Source organism: Rhodococcus sp. DMU1 (assembly GCF_012272955.1).
In the GTDB taxonomy this organism is placed as follows: domain Bacteria; phylum Actinomycetota; class Actinomycetes; order Mycobacteriales; family Mycobacteriaceae; genus Rhodococcus; species Rhodococcus aetherivorans.
In genome coordinates, this window is the sequence record NZ_CP050952.1 from 1 (window position 1) to 20,866 (window position 20,866).

Annotated in this window: 16 protein-coding genes; all 16 read left to right on the forward strand. The window is 70.1% G+C overall.

Features of this window, described 5'->3' with window-relative positions; translation table 11 throughout:
* The 16 genes from dnaA to HFP48_RS00080 all read left to right on the forward strand — a co-directional run bounded on the left by dnaA (window position 1) and on the right by HFP48_RS00080 (window position 20,838).
* Window positions 1-1,632 carry a chromosomal replication initiator protein DnaA gene (gene dnaA, locus HFP48_RS00005; protein WP_044475805.1) on the forward strand — a complete coding sequence of 544 codons (1,632 nt, stop codon included), beginning with the start codon at window positions 1-3 and terminating at the stop codon, window positions 1,630-1,632.
* A 535-nt stretch (window positions 1,633-2,167) separates the two neighbouring features.
* Window positions 2,168-3,352: a DNA polymerase III subunit beta gene (gene dnaN / locus HFP48_RS00010; RefSeq protein ID WP_044475806.1), complete on the forward strand. Its 1,185-nt coding sequence runs from the start codon at window positions 2,168-2,170 to the stop codon at window positions 3,350-3,352.
* A 26-nt stretch (window positions 3,353-3,378) separates the two neighbouring features.
* Window positions 3,379-4,632: a DNA replication/repair protein RecF gene (gene recF / locus HFP48_RS00015; RefSeq protein ID WP_168578826.1), complete on the forward strand. Its 1,254-nt coding sequence runs from the start codon at window positions 3,379-3,381 to the stop codon at window positions 4,630-4,632.
* Complete coding sequence (locus HFP48_RS00020) at window positions 4,629-5,177, forward strand: DUF721 family protein (RefSeq protein WP_043799108.1); 549 nt, start codon at window positions 4,629-4,631, stop codon at window positions 5,175-5,177. The genes recF and HFP48_RS00020 overlap by 4 nt, the downstream gene beginning before the upstream one ends.
* An 89-nt stretch (window positions 5,178-5,266) precedes the next feature.
* Window positions 5,267-6,157, forward strand: a complete 891-nt coding sequence (locus HFP48_RS00025) for a metal-dependent hydrolase (protein ID WP_029546805.1) — start codon at window positions 5,267-5,269, stop codon at window positions 6,155-6,157.
* Complete coding sequence (locus tag HFP48_RS00030) at window positions 6,154-7,242, forward strand: PDR/VanB family oxidoreductase (protein ID WP_050034255.1); 1,089 nt, start codon at window positions 6,154-6,156, stop codon at window positions 7,240-7,242. Before HFP48_RS00025 ends, HFP48_RS00030 begins: the two co-directional genes overlap by 4 nt.
* An 8-nt stretch (window positions 7,243-7,250) precedes the next feature.
* Window positions 7,251-8,153 carry an alpha/beta fold hydrolase gene (locus HFP48_RS00035; RefSeq protein ID WP_043799104.1) on the forward strand — a complete coding sequence of 301 codons (903 nt, stop codon included), beginning with the start codon at window positions 7,251-7,253 and terminating at the stop codon, window positions 8,151-8,153.
* Window positions 8,154-8,319: 166 nt separating this feature from the next.
* The gene (gene gyrB / locus HFP48_RS00040; RefSeq protein WP_006934474.1) at window positions 8,320-10,353 is read left to right on the forward strand and encodes a DNA topoisomerase (ATP-hydrolyzing) subunit B; all 2,034 of its coding nucleotides are present in this window, start codon (window positions 8,320-8,322) and stop codon (window positions 10,351-10,353) included.
* Between the two features lie 338 nt (window positions 10,354-10,691).
* Complete coding sequence (locus tag HFP48_RS00045) at window positions 10,692-13,793, forward strand: ATP-binding protein (RefSeq protein WP_185713365.1); 3,102 nt, start codon at window positions 10,692-10,694, stop codon at window positions 13,791-13,793.
* Entirely contained in the window at window positions 13,790-14,206 is a 417-nt protein-coding gene (locus tag HFP48_RS00050; RefSeq protein WP_006934478.1) for a roadblock/LC7 domain-containing protein, read from the forward strand. Before HFP48_RS00045 ends, HFP48_RS00050 begins: the two co-directional genes overlap by 4 nt.
* Window positions 14,207-14,219: 13 nt before the next feature.
* The gene (locus tag HFP48_RS00055) at window positions 14,220-14,594 is read left to right on the forward strand and encodes a DUF742 domain-containing protein (RefSeq protein WP_006934479.1); all 375 of its coding nucleotides are present in this window, start codon (window positions 14,220-14,222) and stop codon (window positions 14,592-14,594) included.
* Between the two features lie 13 nt (window positions 14,595-14,607).
* Window positions 14,608-15,162: an ATP/GTP-binding protein gene (locus HFP48_RS00060; protein ID WP_006934480.1), complete on the forward strand. Its 555-nt coding sequence runs from the start codon at window positions 14,608-14,610 to the stop codon at window positions 15,160-15,162.
* Window positions 15,162-15,998, forward strand: a complete 837-nt coding sequence (locus HFP48_RS00065) for an MHYT domain-containing protein (RefSeq protein WP_050034257.1) — start codon at window positions 15,162-15,164, stop codon at window positions 15,996-15,998. The genes HFP48_RS00060 and HFP48_RS00065 overlap by 1 nt, the downstream gene beginning before the upstream one ends.
* 157 nt (window positions 15,999-16,155) lie before the next feature.
* The gene (locus tag HFP48_RS00070; RefSeq protein ID WP_006934482.1) at window positions 16,156-16,989 is read left to right on the forward strand and encodes an MHYT domain-containing protein; all 834 of its coding nucleotides are present in this window, start codon (window positions 16,156-16,158) and stop codon (window positions 16,987-16,989) included.
* A gap of 150 nt (window positions 16,990-17,139) precedes the next feature.
* Entirely contained in the window at window positions 17,140-19,644 is a 2,505-nt protein-coding gene (gene gyrA, locus HFP48_RS00075; protein ID WP_006934483.1) for a DNA gyrase subunit A, read from the forward strand.
* The gene (locus HFP48_RS00080; RefSeq protein WP_168578827.1) at window positions 19,645-20,838 is read left to right on the forward strand and encodes a DUF3566 domain-containing protein; all 1,194 of its coding nucleotides are present in this window, start codon (window positions 19,645-19,647) and stop codon (window positions 20,836-20,838) included.
* Window positions 20,839-20,866: the final 28 nt, after the last annotated feature.

Consider the following 20,866-nt stretch of genomic DNA (forward strand, 5'->3'; position numbering starts at 1 on the left):
GTGAACGACGAGCCGAACGCGCTGGCCGACGTGTGGCCGGACGTCGTCGCGGAGCTGACCGCCGACGGCGAGGGCCTCAGCAAGGGCCAGAAGGCGTGGCTCGCCCTGGTCAGGCCGATCACCCTGGCGCAGGGTTTCGCCCTCCTGTCGGTTCCGTCCTCGTTCGCGCAGGAGGCCATCGAGCGGGATCTGCGCGAGCCGATCCTCCGCGCGCTCCACCGCACCCTCGGCCATCGCGTCGAGGGACTCGGCGTGCGCATCGAACCCTCGGCGGCCGTCGACGATCCCGCCGAGGACCCCTACGCCGTGCCCCGGGACACGCTGCCCCTCGAGGGCCTGCCGCCGGACCCCCGCGCGCCCGAGCCCCACGCGTTCGATACGCGGCCGATTCCCACCGGACCGCGCGAGACCGACCCCCGCGACATGGTGCATCCGTTCCGGCGGCGCCGCCCCTCCTCCCTCGACCACGGCATGCTCGAGGTCGACACGGGCGAACTCGAGGAGGTCGACGACGACCGGGAGGCCATGACCGCGGTCCGGGAGTCGTGGCCGTCCTACTTCACCCAGCCGCCGCCGCCCGCCGCCGCGGCACCGACCGGCAGCAGCAGCCTCAACGCGAAGTACACGTTCGACACGTTCGTCATCGGAGCGTCGAACCGGTTCGCCCACGCGGCCGCGGTGGCGATCGCCGAGGCGCCCGCCCGCGCGTACAATCCGCTGTTCATCTGGGGTGCCTCCGGCCTGGGCAAGACGCACCTGCTGCATGCCGCCGGGCACTATGCGCAGCGCCTGTTCCCGGGCATGCGGGTCAAGTACGTCTCCACCGAGGAGTTCACGAACGACTTCATCAACAGCCTCCGCGACGACCGCAAGGTGGCGTTCAAGCGCAGGTACCGCGAGACGGACATCCTCCTCGTCGACGACATCCAGTTCATCGAGGGCAAGGAAGGTATCCAGGAGGAGTTCTTCCACACCTTCAACACCCTGCACAACGCGAACAAGCAGATCGTGGTGTCGTCCGACCGTCCCCCGAAGCAGCTCGCGACGCTCGAGGAGCGCCTGCGGACCCGGTTCGAGTGGGGCCTGATCACCGACGTCCAGCCGCCCGAACTCGAGACCCGCATCGCGATCCTCAGCAAGAAGGCGCGGATGGACCGGCTGGACGTGCCGCACGACGTCCTCGAGTTGATCGCCAGCAGGATCGAACGCAACATCCGCGAACTCGAGGGTGCGCTGATCCGGGTGACGGCCTTCGCGTCCCTCAACCGGCAACCGCTGGACCTGACGCTGGCGGAGGTGGTGCTGCGGGACCTCATCCCCGACTCGACGGCTCTCGAGATCAACTCGGCCACCATCATGGCGGTGACCGCCGAGTACTTCGGCACCTCGATCGACGACCTGTGCGGGCCCGGCAAGGCGCGGCCGCTGGCCCAGGCGCGACAGATCGCGATGTATCTGTGCCGCGAGCTCACCGACCTCTCGCTGCCCAAGATCGGGCAGACCTTCGGCCGGGACCACACGACGGTCATGTACGCGGACAAGAAGATTCGCAAGGAGATGACCGAGCGGCGGAAGGTCTACGACCAGGTGCAGGAGCTGACCGCGCGCATCAAGCAGCGCTCCAAGCGCTGAGCCGTACCGCCCTGTGGCAGGGGCCCGGACGATCGCGTCCGGGCCCTTCGTCGTATCCGGGGACGGGCCGGCGGTGGGCGGTGGGTGTGATTCTCGAGACGGATGGGCAGTGACTCACACCTGTGGACAACCGTGTGTACAACATGGGATCTTTGTGGACGGACGGTGTACCGATGTTGAACACTCTCGAGATGTCCACATCCGTCCTCGAGAATTCCTCGAGTTCATCCTCGAGAGTGCGGGGCTCGAGAAGCCCGCCCCACCAGCGTAGACGGTCGTTCGTCCACAGATTCCACAACCCCTATTACTACTTCTGTGTTTTCTCTCGAAGATTCCTCTTTCAAAACAGGCTTGTGGAGGACTCGAGTGCACAGGGTCTCGAGAGCCGCGTCCCCCTCGAGCCTCCGGCTTTCCAAGTGCTCCACGAGCGCATACCGTGGAGCGACGTCCCCGCTGCCGACCTCGGTGTCGGGGTCCTGTGCCAGACTTCGTTGAATCGATCGACAGCCATCAGAGCGAAAGGATCCGCCGGGCGATGGAGCTTGGAAGCATGAAGTTTCGTGTCGCTCGCGAGGACTTCGCCGACTCCGTCGCGTGGGTTGCGCGCAGTCTTCCGTCGCGGCCGCCGGTGCCGGTGCTCGGCGGCGTCCTCCTCGGCGCCGACGAGCAGGGACTGACCGTCTCCGGGTTCGACTACGAGGTCTCCGCGCAGGTCCATGTCTCCGCAGAGGTCATCACCCCCGGGCAGGTGCTCGTGTCGGGCCGCCTGCTCGCCGACATCACCCGCGCGCTGCCCAACAAACCCGTCGACGTGGTGCTCGACGGAACGCGGGTGCTCATCAACTGCGGTAGCGCGAAGTTCTCCCTGCCGACCATGCCGGTCGAGGACTACCCACAGCTGCCCGAGTTGCCGCAGCAGACCGGTTCGCTGCCCGTGGAGGTGTTCGCCGAGGCGATCAGCCAGGTCGCGGTCGCGGCCGGCAAGGACGACACCCTGCCGATGCTGACCGGTATCCGTGTGGAGATCGACGGCACCCACATGGTGCTCGCGGCCACCGACCGGTTCCGCCTCGCGGTCCGCAAGATCGAGTGGATGCCCACCGCCGACACCGCGACCGCCGCGGTCCTCGTGCCGGCCAAGACCCTCTCCGAGTCGGCGAAAACCGTTGGCGGATCTTCTAATTCGCCCGTCCAGCTCGCACTGGGTGCCGGTTCGTCGGTCGGCGCCGAGGGCCTGCTCGGCATCGTTGCGGACGGCCGGCGCACCACCACCCGCCTCCTCGACGCCGAATTCCCCAAGTTCCGCCAGTTGCTGCCGACCGAGCACACCGCGATGGCGACCGTCGACATCGCGCCGCTCGTGGACGCGATCAAGCGCGTCGCGCTCGTCGCCGAGCGCGGGGCGCAGGTGCGGCTCGAGTTCACCGAAGGCGGTCTGCTGTTGTCGGCCGGTGGCGACGACGCCGGGCGCGCGGAGGAGTCCCTCGCCGCGGAGTTCCAGGGCGAGCCGCTGATCATCGCGTTCAACCCCGGGTACCTGCTCGACGGTCTCGGCTCGCTGCACAGCGAGAAGGTGTCGTTCGGCTTCACGACGCCGAGCCGTCCCGCGGTGCTGCGACCGGCGCTCGAGGAAGCGCCCGAGCCCGACGCCTCCGGTACGTTCGCCGCCCCGGACAGCGACTACACCTATCTGCTGATGCCGGTGCGCCTGCCGGGCTGACCCGGGGCAGGAAACGGTCGGAGCCCGTGTACGTTCGCACCTTCTCGTTGCGCGACTTCCGTTCCTGGGAAGCCGTTTCGCTGAATCTGGCGCCGGGGCCGACGGTGTTCCTCGGTCGCAACGGGCACGGCAAGACCAACCTGCTCGAGGCGCTCGGCTACCTGTCGACGCTGACCTCGCACCGGGTGTCCGGCGATGCCCCGCTGTTCCGGAGCGGGACGTCGCGCGCCCAGGTGGGTGCGGTCGTCGTCAACGGCGGCCGGGAACTGGGTATCGACGTCGAACTCAACGAGGGCCGGCCCAACCGGGGCCGGATCAACCAGTCCCCGACCCGGCGGCCGCGCGAGATCCTCGGCATCCTGCGGACGGTGTTGTTCGCGCCGGAGGACCTGTCGCTGGTGCGGGGCGACCCGGGCGACCGGCGCCGGTTCCTCGACGAGCTGCTCGCCACCCGCATCCCGCGGATGAGCGGGGTCCGCGCCGACTACGACAAGGTGCTGCGACAGCGCTCGGCCCTGCTGAAGACGGCCGGGGGTGCGCTGCGCCGCGGCAGCCGGTCCGGCGACGGGGCGAGCGCCCTGGCGACGCTCGACGTGTGGGACGGCCATCTCGCGGCACACGGGTCCGAGCTGCTCGCGGCCCGCGTCGCGCTGCTGCACGAGCTCGCCCCGCACGTCGCCGAGGCGTACCGATCGATCGCCCCCGAGTCACGACCGGCGCTGCTCCGTTACCGCAGCACGGTGGGCGAGGCGCTGCCGCCGGAGTTCGCCGACCCGGCCCGCGCGCCGCGATCCGACGACCGTGAGGTGCTCGAGGCCGCGTTCCTGACCCGGCTGGCGCAGGCGCGGACGAAGGAGATCGAGCGGGGCGTGTGCCTGGTGGGCCCCCACCGCGACGAACTCGACCTGACCCTGGGTGATCAGCCGGCCAAGGGATTCGCCAGCCACGGGGAGTCCTGGTCGTTCGCGCTGGCGCTGCGCCTGGGCGCCTTCTCGCTCCTGCGGGCCGACGGCACCGACCCGGTCCTCATGCTGGACGATGTGTTCGCCGAGCTGGATCGGCGTCGTCGCACCGCGCTCGCCGCCGTCGCGGCCTCGGCCGAGCAGGTACTCATCACCGCCGCGGTCCCCGAGGACGTGCCGGCGGAGCTGTCCGCGGTCCGGTTCGGGGTGCGGGCCGAGGACACCGACCGGGGACGGCTCTCGGTGCTGACCCGGCTCGACGGCGGCGATCCCTCGCAGCCGGATCTGGACGGAACCGTGGACGGAGCACTGCGATGAGCACCGAGAATCCGGGCGAACAACCCCCCGAGCCGCCGCTGCGCGGGATCGACCTGGCCCGTCGCGCGCTGGAGGAGGCCCGTGCGGCCGCGAAGGCGAGCGGGAAGTCGGTGGGGCAGGGGCGCGCGTCACGCGGGGCGCTGCGACCACGGCGCCGCCGTCGCGGCTGGTCGGGCCCGGGCCCCGACGAGCGGGACCCGCAGCCGCTCGGCGCGCTGGCGAACTCGCTGGCCAAGCAGCGGGGATGGTCGGGGCGCGTGTCGGAGGGCACGGTGCTGGGCAGTTGGGCGCGCGTGGTCGGCGACGATATCGCCTCGCACGCGTCGCCGACGACGCTGCGCGACGGGGTGCTGCACGTGTCGGCGGAGTCGACCGCGTGGGCGACCCAGCTGCGCATGATGCAGGCGCAGATCCTCGCGAAGATCGCCGCCGCGGTCGGGCACGGGGTGGTCAAGGAGCTGCGGATCACCGGGCCGACGGCGCCGAGCTGGCGTAAGGGGGAGCGGCACGTCCGCGGCCGCGGACCGCGGGACACGTACGGCTGATCCGACCCTGGATTTATATGTAACCCGATGTTACGTTGAAATCAGCCGGTTGTGCGCTGCCGCACACGTCCGCATCGGGAGGTACGTCCATGTCCACACCACTCATCGAACCGGACCGCGTCCTGCTCCAGGCCCGCAACGTCGAGTTCGACTGGAGCACGCTGCCCCTGCACTGGGTGCCGGGCGATCCGTTCAGCACCCACGTGCTCAACGTCCTGCATCTGTTGCTGCCGGCGGGGGAGGAGTGGTTCGTCGAGACGTTCAAGGAGGCGCTGCCGCTCATCGAGGACGAACAACTGCGCGAAGACGTCGTGGGATTCATCGGCCAGGAATCGGTGCACTCCCACGCTCACCAGGGGGTACTCGAGCAACTCGAGTCGAAGGGTCTCGATCCCACCCCGTTCACGGACCAGATGCGGTGGCTGTTCGGCCGGTTGCTCGGCCGGCGACCGCTGACCGGACTGCGCGCGGAGAACTACCTCGTCGAGCGGCTCGCCATCATCGCCGCCGTCGAGCACGTCACCGCGTTCCTCGGGGACTGGGTCCTCAATGCGAAGGGCCTCGACGCGGCGGGCACCGATCCGACCATGCTCGACCTGCTGCGCTGGCACGGCGCCGAGGAGGTCGAGCATCGCAGCGTCGCCTACGACGTGATGCGCTACTTCGACCCCGGGGAGGCCCGGCGGATCCGCACCCAGCTCCTCGTCACCCCGGTCCTCGTGTGGTTGTGGATCCGCGGTGCCCGATTCCTCATGGCCCACGACCCGGACCTGGCGCGTGCATCGAAACATGTGCGTGCACCTCATCTTTCGGACTGGCTGGCGGCGAGTCGCCGCGGCACGCTACCCGGCCCGGTGGACCTCGGCAGGCGCATGTCGCGGTACTTCCACCGCTCGTACCACCCGAGCCACGAGGGCTCGACCGGTCAGGCGGTCCGCTATCTGGCGTCCTCCCCCGCGGCCCGGGCGGCAGCCCGATGACCGGGGTGCTGCCGCGGCACCGTCGCCCGTCGGACCTGCACGGGCGGAACCGGACCGACCGTGCGATGGGCCTGCTCGGTTCCGTCGTGGAGAGCTACCTGCGTCTCGTCACGGCTCTCGGCTACGACGGCGCCGCCGGTGCCGGGGACCCCGATCTGCAGCTGAATCTGGTTGTCACCGAAAAGGACCCGGTGACGGCCGACGGCGACGTGGTGCGGTTGACGCTGCGTGCCCCCGGCGGCGCCGAGCTGCCGGCGTGGCACCCGGGTGCCCACCTCGACTTCCATCTGCCCTCCGGGCGGCGACGGCAGTACTCGCTGTGCGGCGATCACGAGGACCGCACCCGCTACACCGTCGCGGTTCGCCGGATCCCCGGCGGCGGGGGCGGGTCGCTCGAGATGCATGCCCTCGAACCGGGCGACCCGGTGGCCGTGCGCGGTCCGCGCAACGGGTTCCCGTTCGTCGCCGAGGGTGCGGCCCTGTTCGTCGCCGGCGGGATCGGCATCACTCCCGTCCTGGCGATGACCCGCGCCGCGGACCGTGCCGGAATGGACTGGCGGCTCGTCTACACCGGACGCACCCGGGCCGCGATGCCGTTCCTCGACGAGATCGGAACATGGGATCCGTCAAGGGTTTTCGTACGTCCGGACGACGAGTACGGCACGCCGACGGGCGCCGACCTGCTCGCCGGCGCCCCCGCCGGCGGGGCCGTCTACTGTTGTGGGCCCACCCCGATGCTGGACGCGGTGCGTGCCGGCATCGATGCCACGGGGGCGTCGGCCCTGCACTTCGAGCGGTTCGGTGCCCCACCCGTCGTCGACGGCCGGGCCTTCGAGGTCCAACTGGCGAGCACCGGAGAGGTGCTCGCCGTCCCGGCCGACGAATCGGCGCTCGAAGTGATCCGCCGGCGCCGGCCCGGCATCGGCTACTCGTGCCGGCAGGGGTTCTGCGGAACCTGCCGGGTGCGGGTCCTGTCCGGCACCCCCGACCACCGCGAGAACCGGCTCACCCCCGAGGAACGTCGCGAGGAGATGCTCGTCTGTGTCTCGCGCGCCGACGGTGGCCGGCTCGTACTCGACCTCTGAGGGAGAACATGACCACTCGTACCGTCACGAACGGAGCCGTCCGCCTCCACGTCGTCGAGGAGGGCAACCCGCAGGGGCCGACCCTCGTGCTGGTCCACGGCTGGCCCGACACGCATGCCCTGTGGGACCGCGTGGTGCCCGCGCTGGCCGGCGACTTCCGGATCGTCCGGTTCGACAACCGCGGTGCCGGCGCGTCGACCGTGCCGCGCGACGTCGCGGCCTACCGGCTCGAACTGCTCGCCGCGGACCTGTTCGCGGTGATCGACGCGGTGAGCCCGGACGCGCCGGTGCACCTGCTCGGGCACGACTGGGGGTCGGTGCTGGGCTGGGAGGCCGTGTGCGAACCCGGGGCGGCGGAGCGGATCGCGTCGTACACCTCGGTGTCCGGGCCGAACCTCGACCACCTCGCGCTGTGGATGCGTCGCCGGCTGGGGGAGCGGCGCCCGCTCGGCCCGCTCGAGCAGGCCGTGGCGTCGTCCTACACGGTGCTGTTCCAGACCCCCGGCCTGCCCGTGCCCGCGCTGCGGTGGTGGTTCTCCCGGCACTGGCCCCGATTCGTCGGGTTCTTCGACCGCTCCGACCCGGCCCTGATCGGACCCGTCGCGCCCACGCTCGCCGACGACATGGTGCACGGCCTGAAGCTGTACCGGGCGAACCTGCGCCGGCGGCTCCGCGCGCCGCGCGAGCGGCGCACCGACGTCCCCGTTCAGCTGATCCAGGGCCTGCGGGACCGGGCGGTGCGGCCGGTCGGGTACGAGGACACCGAGAAGTGGGTCACCGATCTGCGCCGGGAACCGCTCGACGCCGGGCACTGGTCGCCGCGCTCGCATGCCGGGGAGCTCGCGGCCGCGACCGCGCGCTTCGTGCGCGACGTCGAGGCGCGGCACACTGTCCGAACCTCGTCGCCCTAGCGATTCACCCTCCCGTACTCGCGACGCCGCGCCTGCGGGCCGGTGAGCGGCGTCGGCGGCCCGTCCTGTGTCGGACGGGGCAAGTACGCTTCCGGGCAGTAGGATGAATTCCGAATGCGTGCGCGTGTGCGCGAGACCCAGGCGGAAGAAGGAGAGCTACCAACCCGTGGCTGCCCAGAAGTCGAACAAGAGCAACAGTGAGTACGGTGCTTCCTCCATCACCGTCCTCGAGGGTCTCGAGGCGGTGCGCAAGCGCCCCGGCATGTACATCGGTTCCACCGGTGAGCGCGGCCTGCACCACCTGATCTGGGAGGTCGTCGACAACTCGGTCGACGAGGCGATGGCCGGCCATGCCACCAAGGTCGAGGTGACCCTCCTCGAGGACGGCGGCGTGCAGGTCGTCGACGACGGCCGCGGCATCCCCGTCGGGATGCACGCCTCCGGCATCCCGACCGTCGAGGTCGTGCTGACCCAGCTGCACGCGGGCGGCAAGTTCGATTCCGATGCCTACGCCGTCTCCGGCGGTCTGCACGGCGTCGGCATCTCGGTGGTCAACGCGCTGTCCACCCGGCTCGAGGTGGAGATCGACAACGACGGCTACCACTGGGAGCAGACGTACCTGTCGTCGAAGCCCGGCGAACTGATCAGGGGCGAGCCCACGCGGGCCACCGGCACCACCGTCCGGTTCTGGTCGGACCCGGACATCTTCGAGACCACGACCTACAACTTCGAGACGGTCGCGCGGCGCCTGCAGGAGATGGCGTTCCTCAACAAGGGCCTGACGATCACGCTGACCGACGAGCGGGTCGCCCCCGAGGAGGTCACCGACGAGGTCGTCAGCGAACTCGCCGAGGCACCGAAGAAGGCCGAGGAGCAGGAACAGGCCGAGGCCGAGCAGCATCACAAGGTCAAGACCCGCGTCTACCACTACCCGGGTGGCCTCGAGGACTACGTGCGGCACATCAACCGCACCAAGCAGCCGATCCACAACTCGGTCGTCGGCTTCACCGCGAAGGGCACCGGCCACGAGCTCGAGGTCGCGATGCAGTGGAACTCGGGCTACTCCGAGTCGGTCCACACCTTCGCCAACACGATCAACACCCACGAGGGCGGCACCCACGAGGAGGGCTTCCGCGCGGCCCTGACCTCGGTGGTCAACAAGTACGCGAAGGACAAGAAGCTCCTCAAGGACAAGGACCCGAACCTCACCGGCGACGACATCCGCGAGGGACTGGCCGCGATCATCTCGGTCAAGGTCGGCGAACCGCAGTTCGAGGGCCAGACCAAGACCAAGCTCGGCAACACCGAGGTCAAGTCGTTCGTGCAGAAGGCCTGCAACGAGCACCTGTCGCACTGGCTCGAGGCGAACCCGGCCGACGCGAAGACCATCGTGACGAAGGCGGTCTCGTCCGCGCAGGCCCGCGTCGCCGCCCGCAAGGCGCGCGAGCTGGTCCGGCGCAAGTCCGCCACCGATCTCGGCGGGCTGCCCGGCAAGCTGGCGGACTGCCGGTCGAACGACCCGAGCAAGTCCGAGATCTACATCGTCGAGGGCGACTCCGCCGGTGGCTCCGCGAAGTCGGGACGCGACTCGATGTACCAGGCGATTCTGCCGCTGCGCGGCAAGATCATCAATGTCGAGAAGGCGCGCATCGATCGCGTGCTGAAGAACAACGAGGTCCAGGCGATCATCACCGCCTTTGGCACCGGTATCCACGACGAGTTCGACATCGCGAAGCTGCGCTACCACAAGATCGTGCTGATGGCCGACGCCGACGTCGACGGCCAGCACATCGCCACGCTGCTGCTGACGCTGCTGTTCCGCTTCATGCGTCCGCTGGTCGAGCACGGCCACGTGTACCTGGCGCAGCCGCCGTTGTACAAGCTCAAGTGGCAGCGTTCCGAGCCCGAGTTCGCGTACTCCGACCGGGAGCGTGACGGCCTGCTCGAGCGCGGTCTCGCCGCCGGCAAGAAGATCAACAAGGACGACGGCATCCAGCGTTACAAGGGTCTCGGCGAGATGAACGCCAAGGAACTGTGGGAGACCACCATGGATCCCAGCGTGCGCGTGCTGCGTCAGGTGACGCTCGACGACGCGGCCGCAGCCGACGAGCTGTTCAGCATCCTGATGGGCGAGGACGTCGAGGCACGTCGCAGTTTCATCACCCGTAACGCCAAGGACGTTCGCTTCCTGGACGTCTGACCGGGTTCCGCGGCGCCGGAGAGGGCGGCGGAAGGGGTGTGTGACGAGGTTCACACCACCGCTTTCGCCGCCCTTCGGCGCGTCGGGTGCGCGTTCCCGGGCCGCGAATGTTACTGGTCGGTAGAGTTTTCGGCTCGGTGACCGGCTCGGGGCGCGACTCCCGCCGGTTCCGGGAGTGGTCGTGCTCCTTTCGTTATCCGCACTCGGACGGATATGGTGCGTGCACTCAGGAACGTCTCTTCCGACCACTCCACCCGCAGCCGCACCTCCTCGACACCGAGCGGTGTGGCGCGGGTGTGGGTCGGCGGCGGAAACCGGGTGGAAAGTGAGCTGTGAAGATGAGTGACGAATCGCCACCTCGGCAGCGGTGGTGGAACATCGAAGGGTGGGGCCTTCGCTGGAAGGTGACCGCCGTTCTCGCCGTTCCCGTGACCGTGGCAATGGTGCTGGGCGGCCTGCGCGTGCAGCAGGAGCTCTCCAACGCCGTCCACTTCTCGTCCGCTGCCGACCAGGTGGCCGTCGTGCCCGACCTCGTCGACTTCGGTACCGCCTTCGGTACCGCCTCCGCGACGCTGGCCGCCGGCACCGGCATCACGAACGAGATCGAGAACCTCGACGCGACACTGGAACGCGTCCGGGCGGTGTCCCAGAATCCGGAGCTGGATCCGGTCATCGCCGCGGACCTCACCCGCACCGTGGCCGCCGCCGAGGCGCTGCGAGACCGTATCGCGGCCGGCAACATCCCGCTCCCCGAGCTCAACGAGCAGACCAATGCCATCCGCAAGGACCTGATCCGCATCGTCGAGGCGATCGTCGAGCCGATCGAGGATCCGTCCGTGCTCGCCGAGGGCACCCGGCTCGTCGACGCCTGGGCGTCGCAGCGCTACCTGTTCGATCAGGTGATGGGCATCGTGGCGATCCTGCGGGACCCGGACCAGCCGGGCACCACCCTGGTGTCCGCGTCCGGCTCCGAGCTCGCCATGCTCGAGACGCTCGCCCGGTCGTATCCGGCGTCCGACGCCCAGATCCAGGAGCTGCGCAACGGCGTCGCCGAGCGCACCGCGATGATCGACGCCGCCGGCGACGGGCCGCTGCCCATCCTGAACCTGCGCTCGTCGCTGCTGCAGAGCGTCGAGGTCTACGGCACCCTCATCGACGAGGCGTCCGACGCGATCAGCGAGACCGTTCTCGCCCGCGCCTCCGACACCCGCTCCGCCGCCCTCCGCGACACCGCGATCGTGCTCGGTGCCCTGCTCGCCGCGCTCGTCCTGGCGCTTCTCGTGTCGCGGTCGCTCGTCGGCCCGATCCGCCGCCTGCGCTACGGCGCTCTCAAGGTCGCCCGGCAGGAACTCCCCGACGCCATCGACCGCATCAAGGTGGGTGACAACGTCGAGGACATCGAGTTCACGCGGGTCCCGGTGCACACGACCGAGGAGGTCGGCCAGCTCGCCCGCGCCGTCGACGACATGCACGGGCAGGCCCTGCGCCTCGCCGGCGAGCAGGCCCACCTCCGCCTGCAGATCAACGACATGTTCGAGACCCTCGCCCGGCGCAGCAAGTCGCTCGTCGAGCAGCAGCTCGGCCTCATCGAACGACTCGAGTACGAGGAGAAGGATCCGGCCCGGCTCGAGAGCCTGTTCCGACTCGACCACCTCGCGGCGCGCATGCGCCGTAACGGCGACAACCTGCTGATCCTCTCGGGCACCCGGATGCGGCGCGGCCACTCCGCGCCCGTACAGCTCGGTGACATCCTGCGTGCCGCGATGTCCGAGGTGGAGGACTACCAGCGCGTCCAGATCGGCTCGACGCCGGAAGGCGCACTCAGCGGCACGGTCGCCACGGACATCGTCCACCTGCTCGCCGAGCTCGTCGACAACTCGCTGCGGGCGTCCCCGCCGGACAGCACCGTGACGTTCAGCTTCGCCCGGGCCGTCGACGGTGGCCTGCTCGTCGAGATCGCCGACCGCGGTATCGGGATCCCGGCCGAGGAACTCGACGCGATCAACGAGCGGCTTGCTCTCGGTGGCGAGGTCGGTCCCGACACCGCCCGCCACATGGGTCTGTTCGTGGTCTCGCGCCTCGCGGCGCGGCACGGCCTCACCGTGCGGCTGCGCCCGACGTTCGACACCGCACGCAACCCGGGCATCACCGCCAGCGTCCACATTCCCGACGTGCTCCTCGTCTCGCCGCTCGCCCTGTCGCAGACCGGGCCGCAGCCGCGCATGGGCGAGGACGGCCGTCCGGCCGAGGCCCTGGCTCCGCGGCCGCCGCGCGACGTCGCGGCCCCGGCCCTGCCGGAACGCACCCCCGCGCCGGAATCGCCGCTGCCGCAGCGCCAGCCGGCACCCGTTCCTCCGGAGCCATCCGCGGGTCTGCCGCAGCGCCAGCCGGGGACCACTCCCGGTCTGCCGCAGCGCCGCCCCGGCTCGACTCCCGGTCTGCCGCAGCGTCAGCCGGGTGTCACCCCGGGTCCTGTGCCGCGCCAGCCCACGCCGCTGTCGGAACTGCCCCGACGGCAACCCGGTCCGACGCCGGTCCTGCCGCCGCGCCGCTCGGAGACGGTCTCGTCTGCTCCTGCTCCCGCCGCGGCCGCTCCGGCCTCGCCCGAGTCGGCTCCGTCGTCCGCGGGCAGCGGTCTGCCGCAGCGCCGGCCGGGTGCCACGCCGGGTCTGTCGCCGCAGCCGGCTCCGGCCACCGCGGGCAATGGTCTGCCGCAGCGCCGGCCGGGTGCCACGCCGGGTCTGTCGCCGCAGCCGTCCGCTGCTGTGCCGGGCAGCGGTGCGTCGGGGAACGGTGCGTCGGGGAACGGTGCGTCGGGCAGCGGTGCGTCGGGCAACGGTCTGCCGCAGCGCCGCCCTGGGAGCACTCCCGGGCTGCCGACGCCGCCGGCCGCCGCCGATTCCTCCCTGCCGCAGCAGCATTTCGAGCAGTCCGCAGACCCGGCCGCCGCGTCCGCCGGCCACGGCAGCGCAGCAGCCGACGGGCAGCCGGGCCGCGCCGCACGGCATCGGTACCGGACGAACCCGGCCAAGACGGCCGCGTTCTTCCAGCCGCGCCCCGACGTCAACTCGCTGCGTCCGGGTGCCGGCACGCCGATCTTCGCCGACATGATGTCGAGCTGGCTCGTCGATCCGACGAGCCTGCCGGAGGACCGTCGGCCGGAGTGGAACTCGCGGGCGGACGTCGGTTGGAGGGCCGCCCAGGAGGCGGCGCAAGCCCCGGTGGAGCAACTCACCACCGCGGGTCTTCCGCGACGTGCACCCGGTCATAGGCTGGTGCCCGGTGCGGTCGCCTCCCCGGCGACCGGATCTGTGCCGGCTGTTCGGCGGCGCGACCCGGAGGCCATCCGGGCCAACCTGAGCCGTCACCAGCAAGGGGTTCGCAACGGGCGGGCCTCCGCGCACGCGTCCACCCAGACCGACGAACAGGGAGTTCGATGAACATTGACCATGGATCCGACGTAACTCGTCCTCTGGACTGGTTGGTGTCGAACTTCGCGCGCGAGGTTCCCGGCGTCTCCCACGCCGTGCTCGTGTCCGCGGACGGCCTCCTGATGGCGGCCAGCGCACACCTGCCTGTCGACCGTGCCGAGCAGCTCGCTGCCGTCACGTCCGGCCTGGCCAGCCTGTCCAACGGCGTGTCCCAGCTCTTCGAGGGCGGCGGAGTGCTCCAGTCCGTCGTGGAGATGCAGCACGGTTACCTGCTGCTGATGAGCGTGGGTGACGGCTCGCACCTTGCGACCCTGACCGCCTCGGAATGCGACATCGGACAGGTCGGTTACGAGATGGCACTCCTGGTCGATCGTGTGGGGGCGTCGGTCGAGGCCACTCCGCGCATCGGTCTGGGGTCCTGACGTCGAGGTGGCCATGGAAGAACGCAAGCCGGAGTCGCCGCCGGCCCAGCCCAGTCTGGTCCGGCCGTACTCACTGACTTCGGGACGGACCAGCCCCGCGGTCGAGCTGGCGTTGGAGGCACTGATCCAGGTCCTCCCGGGCACGGACGACCGTGCCCGGGACCTGGACAACATCAATGCCACGATCGTGGCTTTGTGCAGAGAGTCCCCGTCGGTCGCCGAGATCGCGGCGCGGGTGGGTGTGCCGATCGGGGTGGCGCGCGTACTCGTGGCGGATCTCGTCGAAGCCGGGCACGTACGGATCCTGGCCACCCTGAAAGACGATTCGAGCGACGCGGAGCGTCGTGAGCTGATTGAAAGGGTCCTCAGTGGACTTCGCGAACTCTAACTCCCCGAAGCGGGTGACCTCGACGAAGATCGTGATCGCCGGGGGCTTCGGTGTCGGCAAGACCACGTTGGTGGGGGCGGTCTCGGAGATCGTTCCGCTGCGCACCGAAGCGCTGGTCACCAACGCCAGCGACGGCGTCGACAACCTGAGCGCGACGCCGCAGAAGGCCACCACGACCGTCGCGATGGACTTCGGCCGGATCAGCCTCGCCGAGGATCTCGTGCTGTACCTGTTCGGTACGCCGGGGCAGCACCGGTTCTGGTTCATGTGGGACGACCTGATCCGAGGTGCGATCGGTGCCATCGTGCTCATCGACACCCGGCGTCTGGACGAGAGTTTCGCGGCGGTCGACTTCTTCGAGGCCCGGAACCTGCCGTTCATCGTCGCGATCAACGAATTCGACGACGCCCCGCGGTACCCGACCGAGGACATCCGTCAGGCCCTCGCGGTCTCGGCGGACGTGCCGATCGTCTCGATCGACGCTCGGCAGCGCGAGTCCGCCAAGTCGGCGCTCGTGACGGTCACCGAGTACGCGCTGCGCAAGCTGCATCAGCCGGTAGCGCCCTGATGGACACGCACGTGCACCTGTTCGGCATGGGCACGTGGGTGATCGTCCTGGCGTACGTGACGTCGGCGATCGGGTTGCTCGTGGGACTGGCCAGTGCCCGCAAGTCGTTGTCCGCCGGTTCGGAACGGGCGCGGCTGTACTGGCTGATGCGAGCCGCGCTCTCGACCGGGGGCGTCGGGGTGTGGCTGGCGCACTTCCTGCCGATGGCGGGTTTCACGGTGGACGGCAGCATCATCCGATACGACCTGCTCGGCATCGTCTTCTCGATGGCGGTGGCGCTGGTGTCCGCCTTCGTCGCCATGGTGGTCGTGCAGCCGAAGCGGGTGTCGCGCCGGGCCCGGCCGTCGCGCGGTGCCGTGGCGGTACGGCTGCTGGGCGGGTCGCTGGTCCTCGGCGCCGGGATCGCCGGCGTGCACTACTCGATCATGTGGGCGATGGAACTGCAGGGCACCGTCGCATACGACCTGACCTACGTGGCGGCGTCCGTGGTGGCGGCCTGCCTCACCGCGGTGGTGGTCCTGTGGCTGGTCACGGTCGCCGACAGCAGGGGGATGCGGATCGGCGGCAGCATCTTCGCCGGCGCGGCGGTGATCGGCGTGCACTTCCTCGCGATGGCGGCGGTGCAGGTGACGGTGGATCCGGCGACCGCGGCCCCGTCGGGGGTCGAGGTGTTCGCCGTCCTCTTCCCGGTGTTCGTGCTCGGCATGCTGATCCTGACGGTCCCGATCATGGCGTTGCTCATGGCTCCCGACCGGATGGCGGCCGCACTGGAGGCCGAGGCCGAGGCGTGGGCGCAGCAGCACAGCCCGGCCGATCCGCGGCATCCGGCCACCTGAGCGCACGGGGGCGGGACCTGCCCCCGTTCGAATTACATCGATGCGATACGCTCCGATCGCTGTCGAGGGGGCGAAGTCGCAGCCCGTATCGATTCGGTGTGGCGCGCCACCGCACGAGTGCGGACCGACTTCCGCGTGCCACGCTCAGAAGGTCACGATGTCGCACGAAATGCACCACTTCTCCATGGGGATGTGGGTGTTCTTCCTCGCCTATGCCACCTCCGTCGTCGGATCGTTCGTCGGGCTCTCCTGCGCCCGCCAGGCGCTGATCGCCCCGACCGGCCGCGGCCACCGCCGCTGGATGGCCATGGCCGCCCTGTCCGTCGGCGGTGTGGCCGTCTGGCTCATGCACTTCATCGGGATGATGGGCTTCGACGTCCCGGGGACCGCGGTCCGATACGCGCTGGGACCGACCGTCTTCTCCGTCGCGCTGTCGGTGGCCGCCACCTGGTTCGGGCTCTGGCTCGTGAGCTCCCGCGCCGCGTGGGTGAACCGCGTCCCGTCTCTCGTCCGCCTGTTCGTCGGCGGTGTCGGGATGGGCCTGGCGGTCAGCCTCATGCACTACAGCGGCATGTGGGCCATCCGGATCCAGGGCTCGCTCGAGCACGACACGGCGTTCGTCGTGGCCTCGGTGGCCATCGGTGTCGTTGCGGCCACGGTCGCCCTGTGGCTCGCGCAGGCCGCGGACCGGTGGACGCTCCGGGTGCCGGCCGCCCTGCTCATGGGCTGCGCGGTCGTCGCGCTGCACTACACCGGCATGGCCGGTGTGCGCGTCCAGGTCGACCCGACCGTCCCGCTGCCGGCGGGCCAGACCGTCACCGCCCTGCTGTTCCCCTCCTTCGTGCTCGGCATCGTCGTTCTCACCGTGCCCATCGCGGCGCTGCTGCTCGCGCCCAGCCGGAGGGATCTGGCACTGGAACAGGAGTTCGCCCGCTGGACCACCGACGACGACGGCACCGACTCGTCGCGGACCGTTCCGGCGCGATCGTGACGTGAATTCCGGGCGACGTGCAGGGTCGGTCGAGCGGAATCGCCGCATCGGTCGGTGTGCGAGCTGACCTGCACCTATAGACTCGTGTGGTTGCGAGACGCGCGCCGGGCGGAAGCCCGCGGCGTTCGAGCCGAGTAGAAGAAGGAGCTCATGACCGACACCACGTTGCCGCCGGAGGGGCCGGGGCACGACCGCATCGAGCCCGTCGACATCCAGCAGGAGATGCAGAGCAGCTACATCGATTACGCGATGAGCGTGATCGTGGGCCGCGCCCTGCCCGATGTGCGGGACGGTCTCAAGCCGGTGCACCGCCGCGTCCTGTACGCAATGTACGACAACGGGTTCCGCCCGGACCGCGGCTACGTGAAGTCGGCACGTGCCGTCGCCGAGACGATGGGCAACTACCATCCGCACGGCGACGCCTCGATCTACGACACGCTCGTGCGACTCGCGCAGCCGTGGTCGATGCGCTACCCGCTCGTGGACGGCCAGGGCAACTTCGGTTCCCGCGGCAACGACGGTGCGGCCGCGATGCGGTACACCGAGTGCCGGCTCACGCCGCTCGCGATGGAGATGCTGCGGGAGATCGACCACGAGACGGTCGATTTCCAGCCGAACTACGACGGCCGCACGCTCGAGCCGGTGGTTCTCCCCAGCCGTATCCCCAACCTGTTGATCAACGGTTCCGGCGGCATCGCGGTGGGCATGGCCACCAACATCCCGCCGCACAACCTCCGTGAGGTGGCCGAGGCGATCTACTGGGCGCTCGAGAACTACGAGGCCGACGAGGAAGCCACCCTGGCGGCCGTCATGGAGCGCATCAAGGGGCCGGACTTCCCGACGGCGGGCCTGATCGTCGGCGGCCAGGGCATCAAGGACGCGTACACCACGGGCCGCGGCTCGGTGCGGATGCGCGGTGTCGTGGAGATCGAGGAGGACGCCCGGGGGAAGACCTCCATCGTCATCACCGAACTGCCGTATCAGGTCAACCCGGACAACCTGATCACCTCGATCGCCGAGCAGGTCCGGGACGGCAAGATCGCCGGCATCTCCGACATCCACGACGAGTCGTCGGATCGTGTGGGCATGCGCATCGTCGTCACCGTCCGCCGTGACGCCGTGGCGAAGGTCGTCCTCAACAACCTCTACAAGCACACGCAGCTGCAGACCGGCTTCGGCTGCAACATGCTCTCGATCGTCGACGGCGTGCCGCGCACCCTGCGGCTCGACCAGATGATCCGGTTGTACGTCAACCATCAGGTCGAGGTCATCGTCCGCCGGACGCGGTACCTGCTGCGCAAGGCGGAGGAGCGGGCCCACATCCTGCGCGGACTCGTCAAGGCGCTCGACGCGCTCGACGAGGTCATCGCGCTGATCCGCGCCTCGGCGACGGTGGAGGACGCGCGCACCGGCCTGATCGGACTGCTCGACGTCGACGAGATCCAGGCCGACGCGATCCTGGCAATGCAGCTGCGCCGCCTCGCCGCCCTGGAACGGCAGAAGATCGTCGACGAACTCGCCGAGATCGAGCGCGAGATCGACGACCTCAAGGACATCCTCGCCAAGCCCGAGCGCCAGCGCGCGATCGTGCGGGACGAGCTGAAGGAGATCGTCGACAAGTACGGCGACGACCGTCGCACCCGCATCGTCGCGGCCGACGGCGACGTCTCCGACGAGGACCTCATCGCCCGCGAGGACGTGGTCGTCACCATCACCGAGACCGGCTACGCCAAGCGCACCAAGACCGACCTGTACCGGTCCCAGAAGCGTGGCGGCAAGGGCGTCAAGGGTGCCGACCTCAAGCAGGACGACATCGTCAAGCACTTCTTCGTGACGTCCACGCACGACTGGCTGCTGTTCTTCACCACCAAGGGCCGGGTGTACCGGGCGAAGGCCTACGAGCTGCCGGAGGCCAACCGCACCGCGCGCGGCCAGCACGTGGCCAACCTGCTGGCCTTCCAGCCGGACGAGCGGATCCAGGGCGTCATCCGGCTCAAGTCCTACGAGGACGCCCCGTATCTGGTGCTCGCGACCCGCAACGGCCTGGTCAAGAAGTCGCGCCTGTCGGACTTCGACTCCAACCGGTCCGGCGGCATCGTCGCGATCAACCTGCGCGGCGACGACGAACTGGTCGGCGCGGTGCTGTGCTCGTCGGACGACGACCTGTTGCTGGTGTCCGCGAAGGGACAGTCGATCCGGTTCGCGGCGAGCGACGAGGCGCTGCGGCCGATGGGCCGGGCGACCTCAGGTGTGCAGGGCATGCGGTTCAACGAGGACGATGCCCTGCTCTCCCTCAATGTGGTCCGCGAGGGCACGTACCTGCTGGTCGCGACGTCCGGCGGGTACGCCAAGCGCACCCCGATCGAGGACTACATGGCGCAGGGCCGCGGCGGCAAGGGCGTGCTGACCATCCAGTACGACCGCAAGCGTGGCACTCTGGTCGGAGCGCTCATCGTGGACGACGACGACGAGCTGTACGCGATCACCTCGGGCGGTGGCGTCATCCGGACCCCCGCGAAGCAGGTGCGCAAGGCCGGCCGACAGACGAAGGGTGTGCGGTTGATGAACCTGGGGGAGGGGGACACGTTGCTGGCGATCGCACGCAACGCCGACGAGCCCGAGGAGAGCGCCGTACTCGAAGCGAAGGAGTCGTAAGTGAGCACTCCCCAGGGACCGAACGGGGCCGAGCAGGGGCCGCCCGCTCAGCCGCCGAAGGGACAGAACGGACGAGAGGTGCCCGGGAAGCAGGCTCCCGAGGTGAAGCCGCAGGGCGCTGCGGGGCCGTCGGACGCGCCGGGTGCCGCCCGGAATCCCGCCGCGGGAGCGAACCCGGGCGCGCCGGCCGACGGCGCGGCGAAGCAGGGTCCCGCCACGCCGGAGAGCGGGACGTCGCCGGCGGGGCGTCCCGGGCAGCAACGGCCGGGTGGCCCCCCCACGCCGCCGTGGCAGCGCGGGAGTCAGCAGGAGGCGCCGCAGAACGTGCCGCAGACGAATCTGGCCCGCCCGGGTCAGATGTCGTCCTCGACCGGGCGTCCCGCGGTGCCCACCTCGGGCGACGCTGTGGGTGACAAGACCGCCACGCGGCCCGGGAGTGACAAGACCGCCACGCGGCCCGGCGCGGCCCCGACCGGATCGGCGCAGCCCGCAGGACAGCAGCCGGGCCCGGCGAAGCCGGCGGCGGCTCGCCCCGGCGTGAATCCGGCCGGCGGCCGGTCCGGTGCCGCGACGCCGCCGACCCGCCCGGTGGTCACCGGCACGGCGGCCGCCTCGATGAACGCGCCCACGACGGGGATGCCGGGTGCGGACCGGTCGGCGGCCAAGACGAAGGCGGCCGTCATCGACGGTCCGACGCGGCACATCGAACGCAAGGACCTGGCGAAGGACCTGCCGGACCTGTCGACGGTGAAGCATCCGCTGCCGTCCGCGCCGGCCGAGGAATCCGCGGCTGCGCAACCGGCTGCCGTGGTGGCGGCCGCGGCCCGGGTCCCGGGTGAGCCGCTGCGGGCGACCGTGCAGCTGCGCCGCATCGATCCGTGGTCGATGCTGAAGATCTCCTCGGTGATCTCCGTCTCGTTGTTCTTCGTGTGGATGGTCGCCGTGGGTCTGCTGTACGGCGTGCTCGCGGGCATGGGCGTGTGGGAACGGCTCAACAGCGCCTTCACCGACATGGTGTCCGACACCGGTGGGGGTGGCCTCATCACCGCCGGCCAGGTCTTCGGGTACGCGACGGTGATCGGGCTGGTCAACACGATCCTGCTGACCGCTCTGGCCACCCTGGGGGCGTTCATCTACAACCTGTGCACCGACCTCGTCGGGGGCGTGCAGGTCACCCTCGCAGACCCGGACTGAGCTGGGAAAACGTGACCCCGCCGAGCCG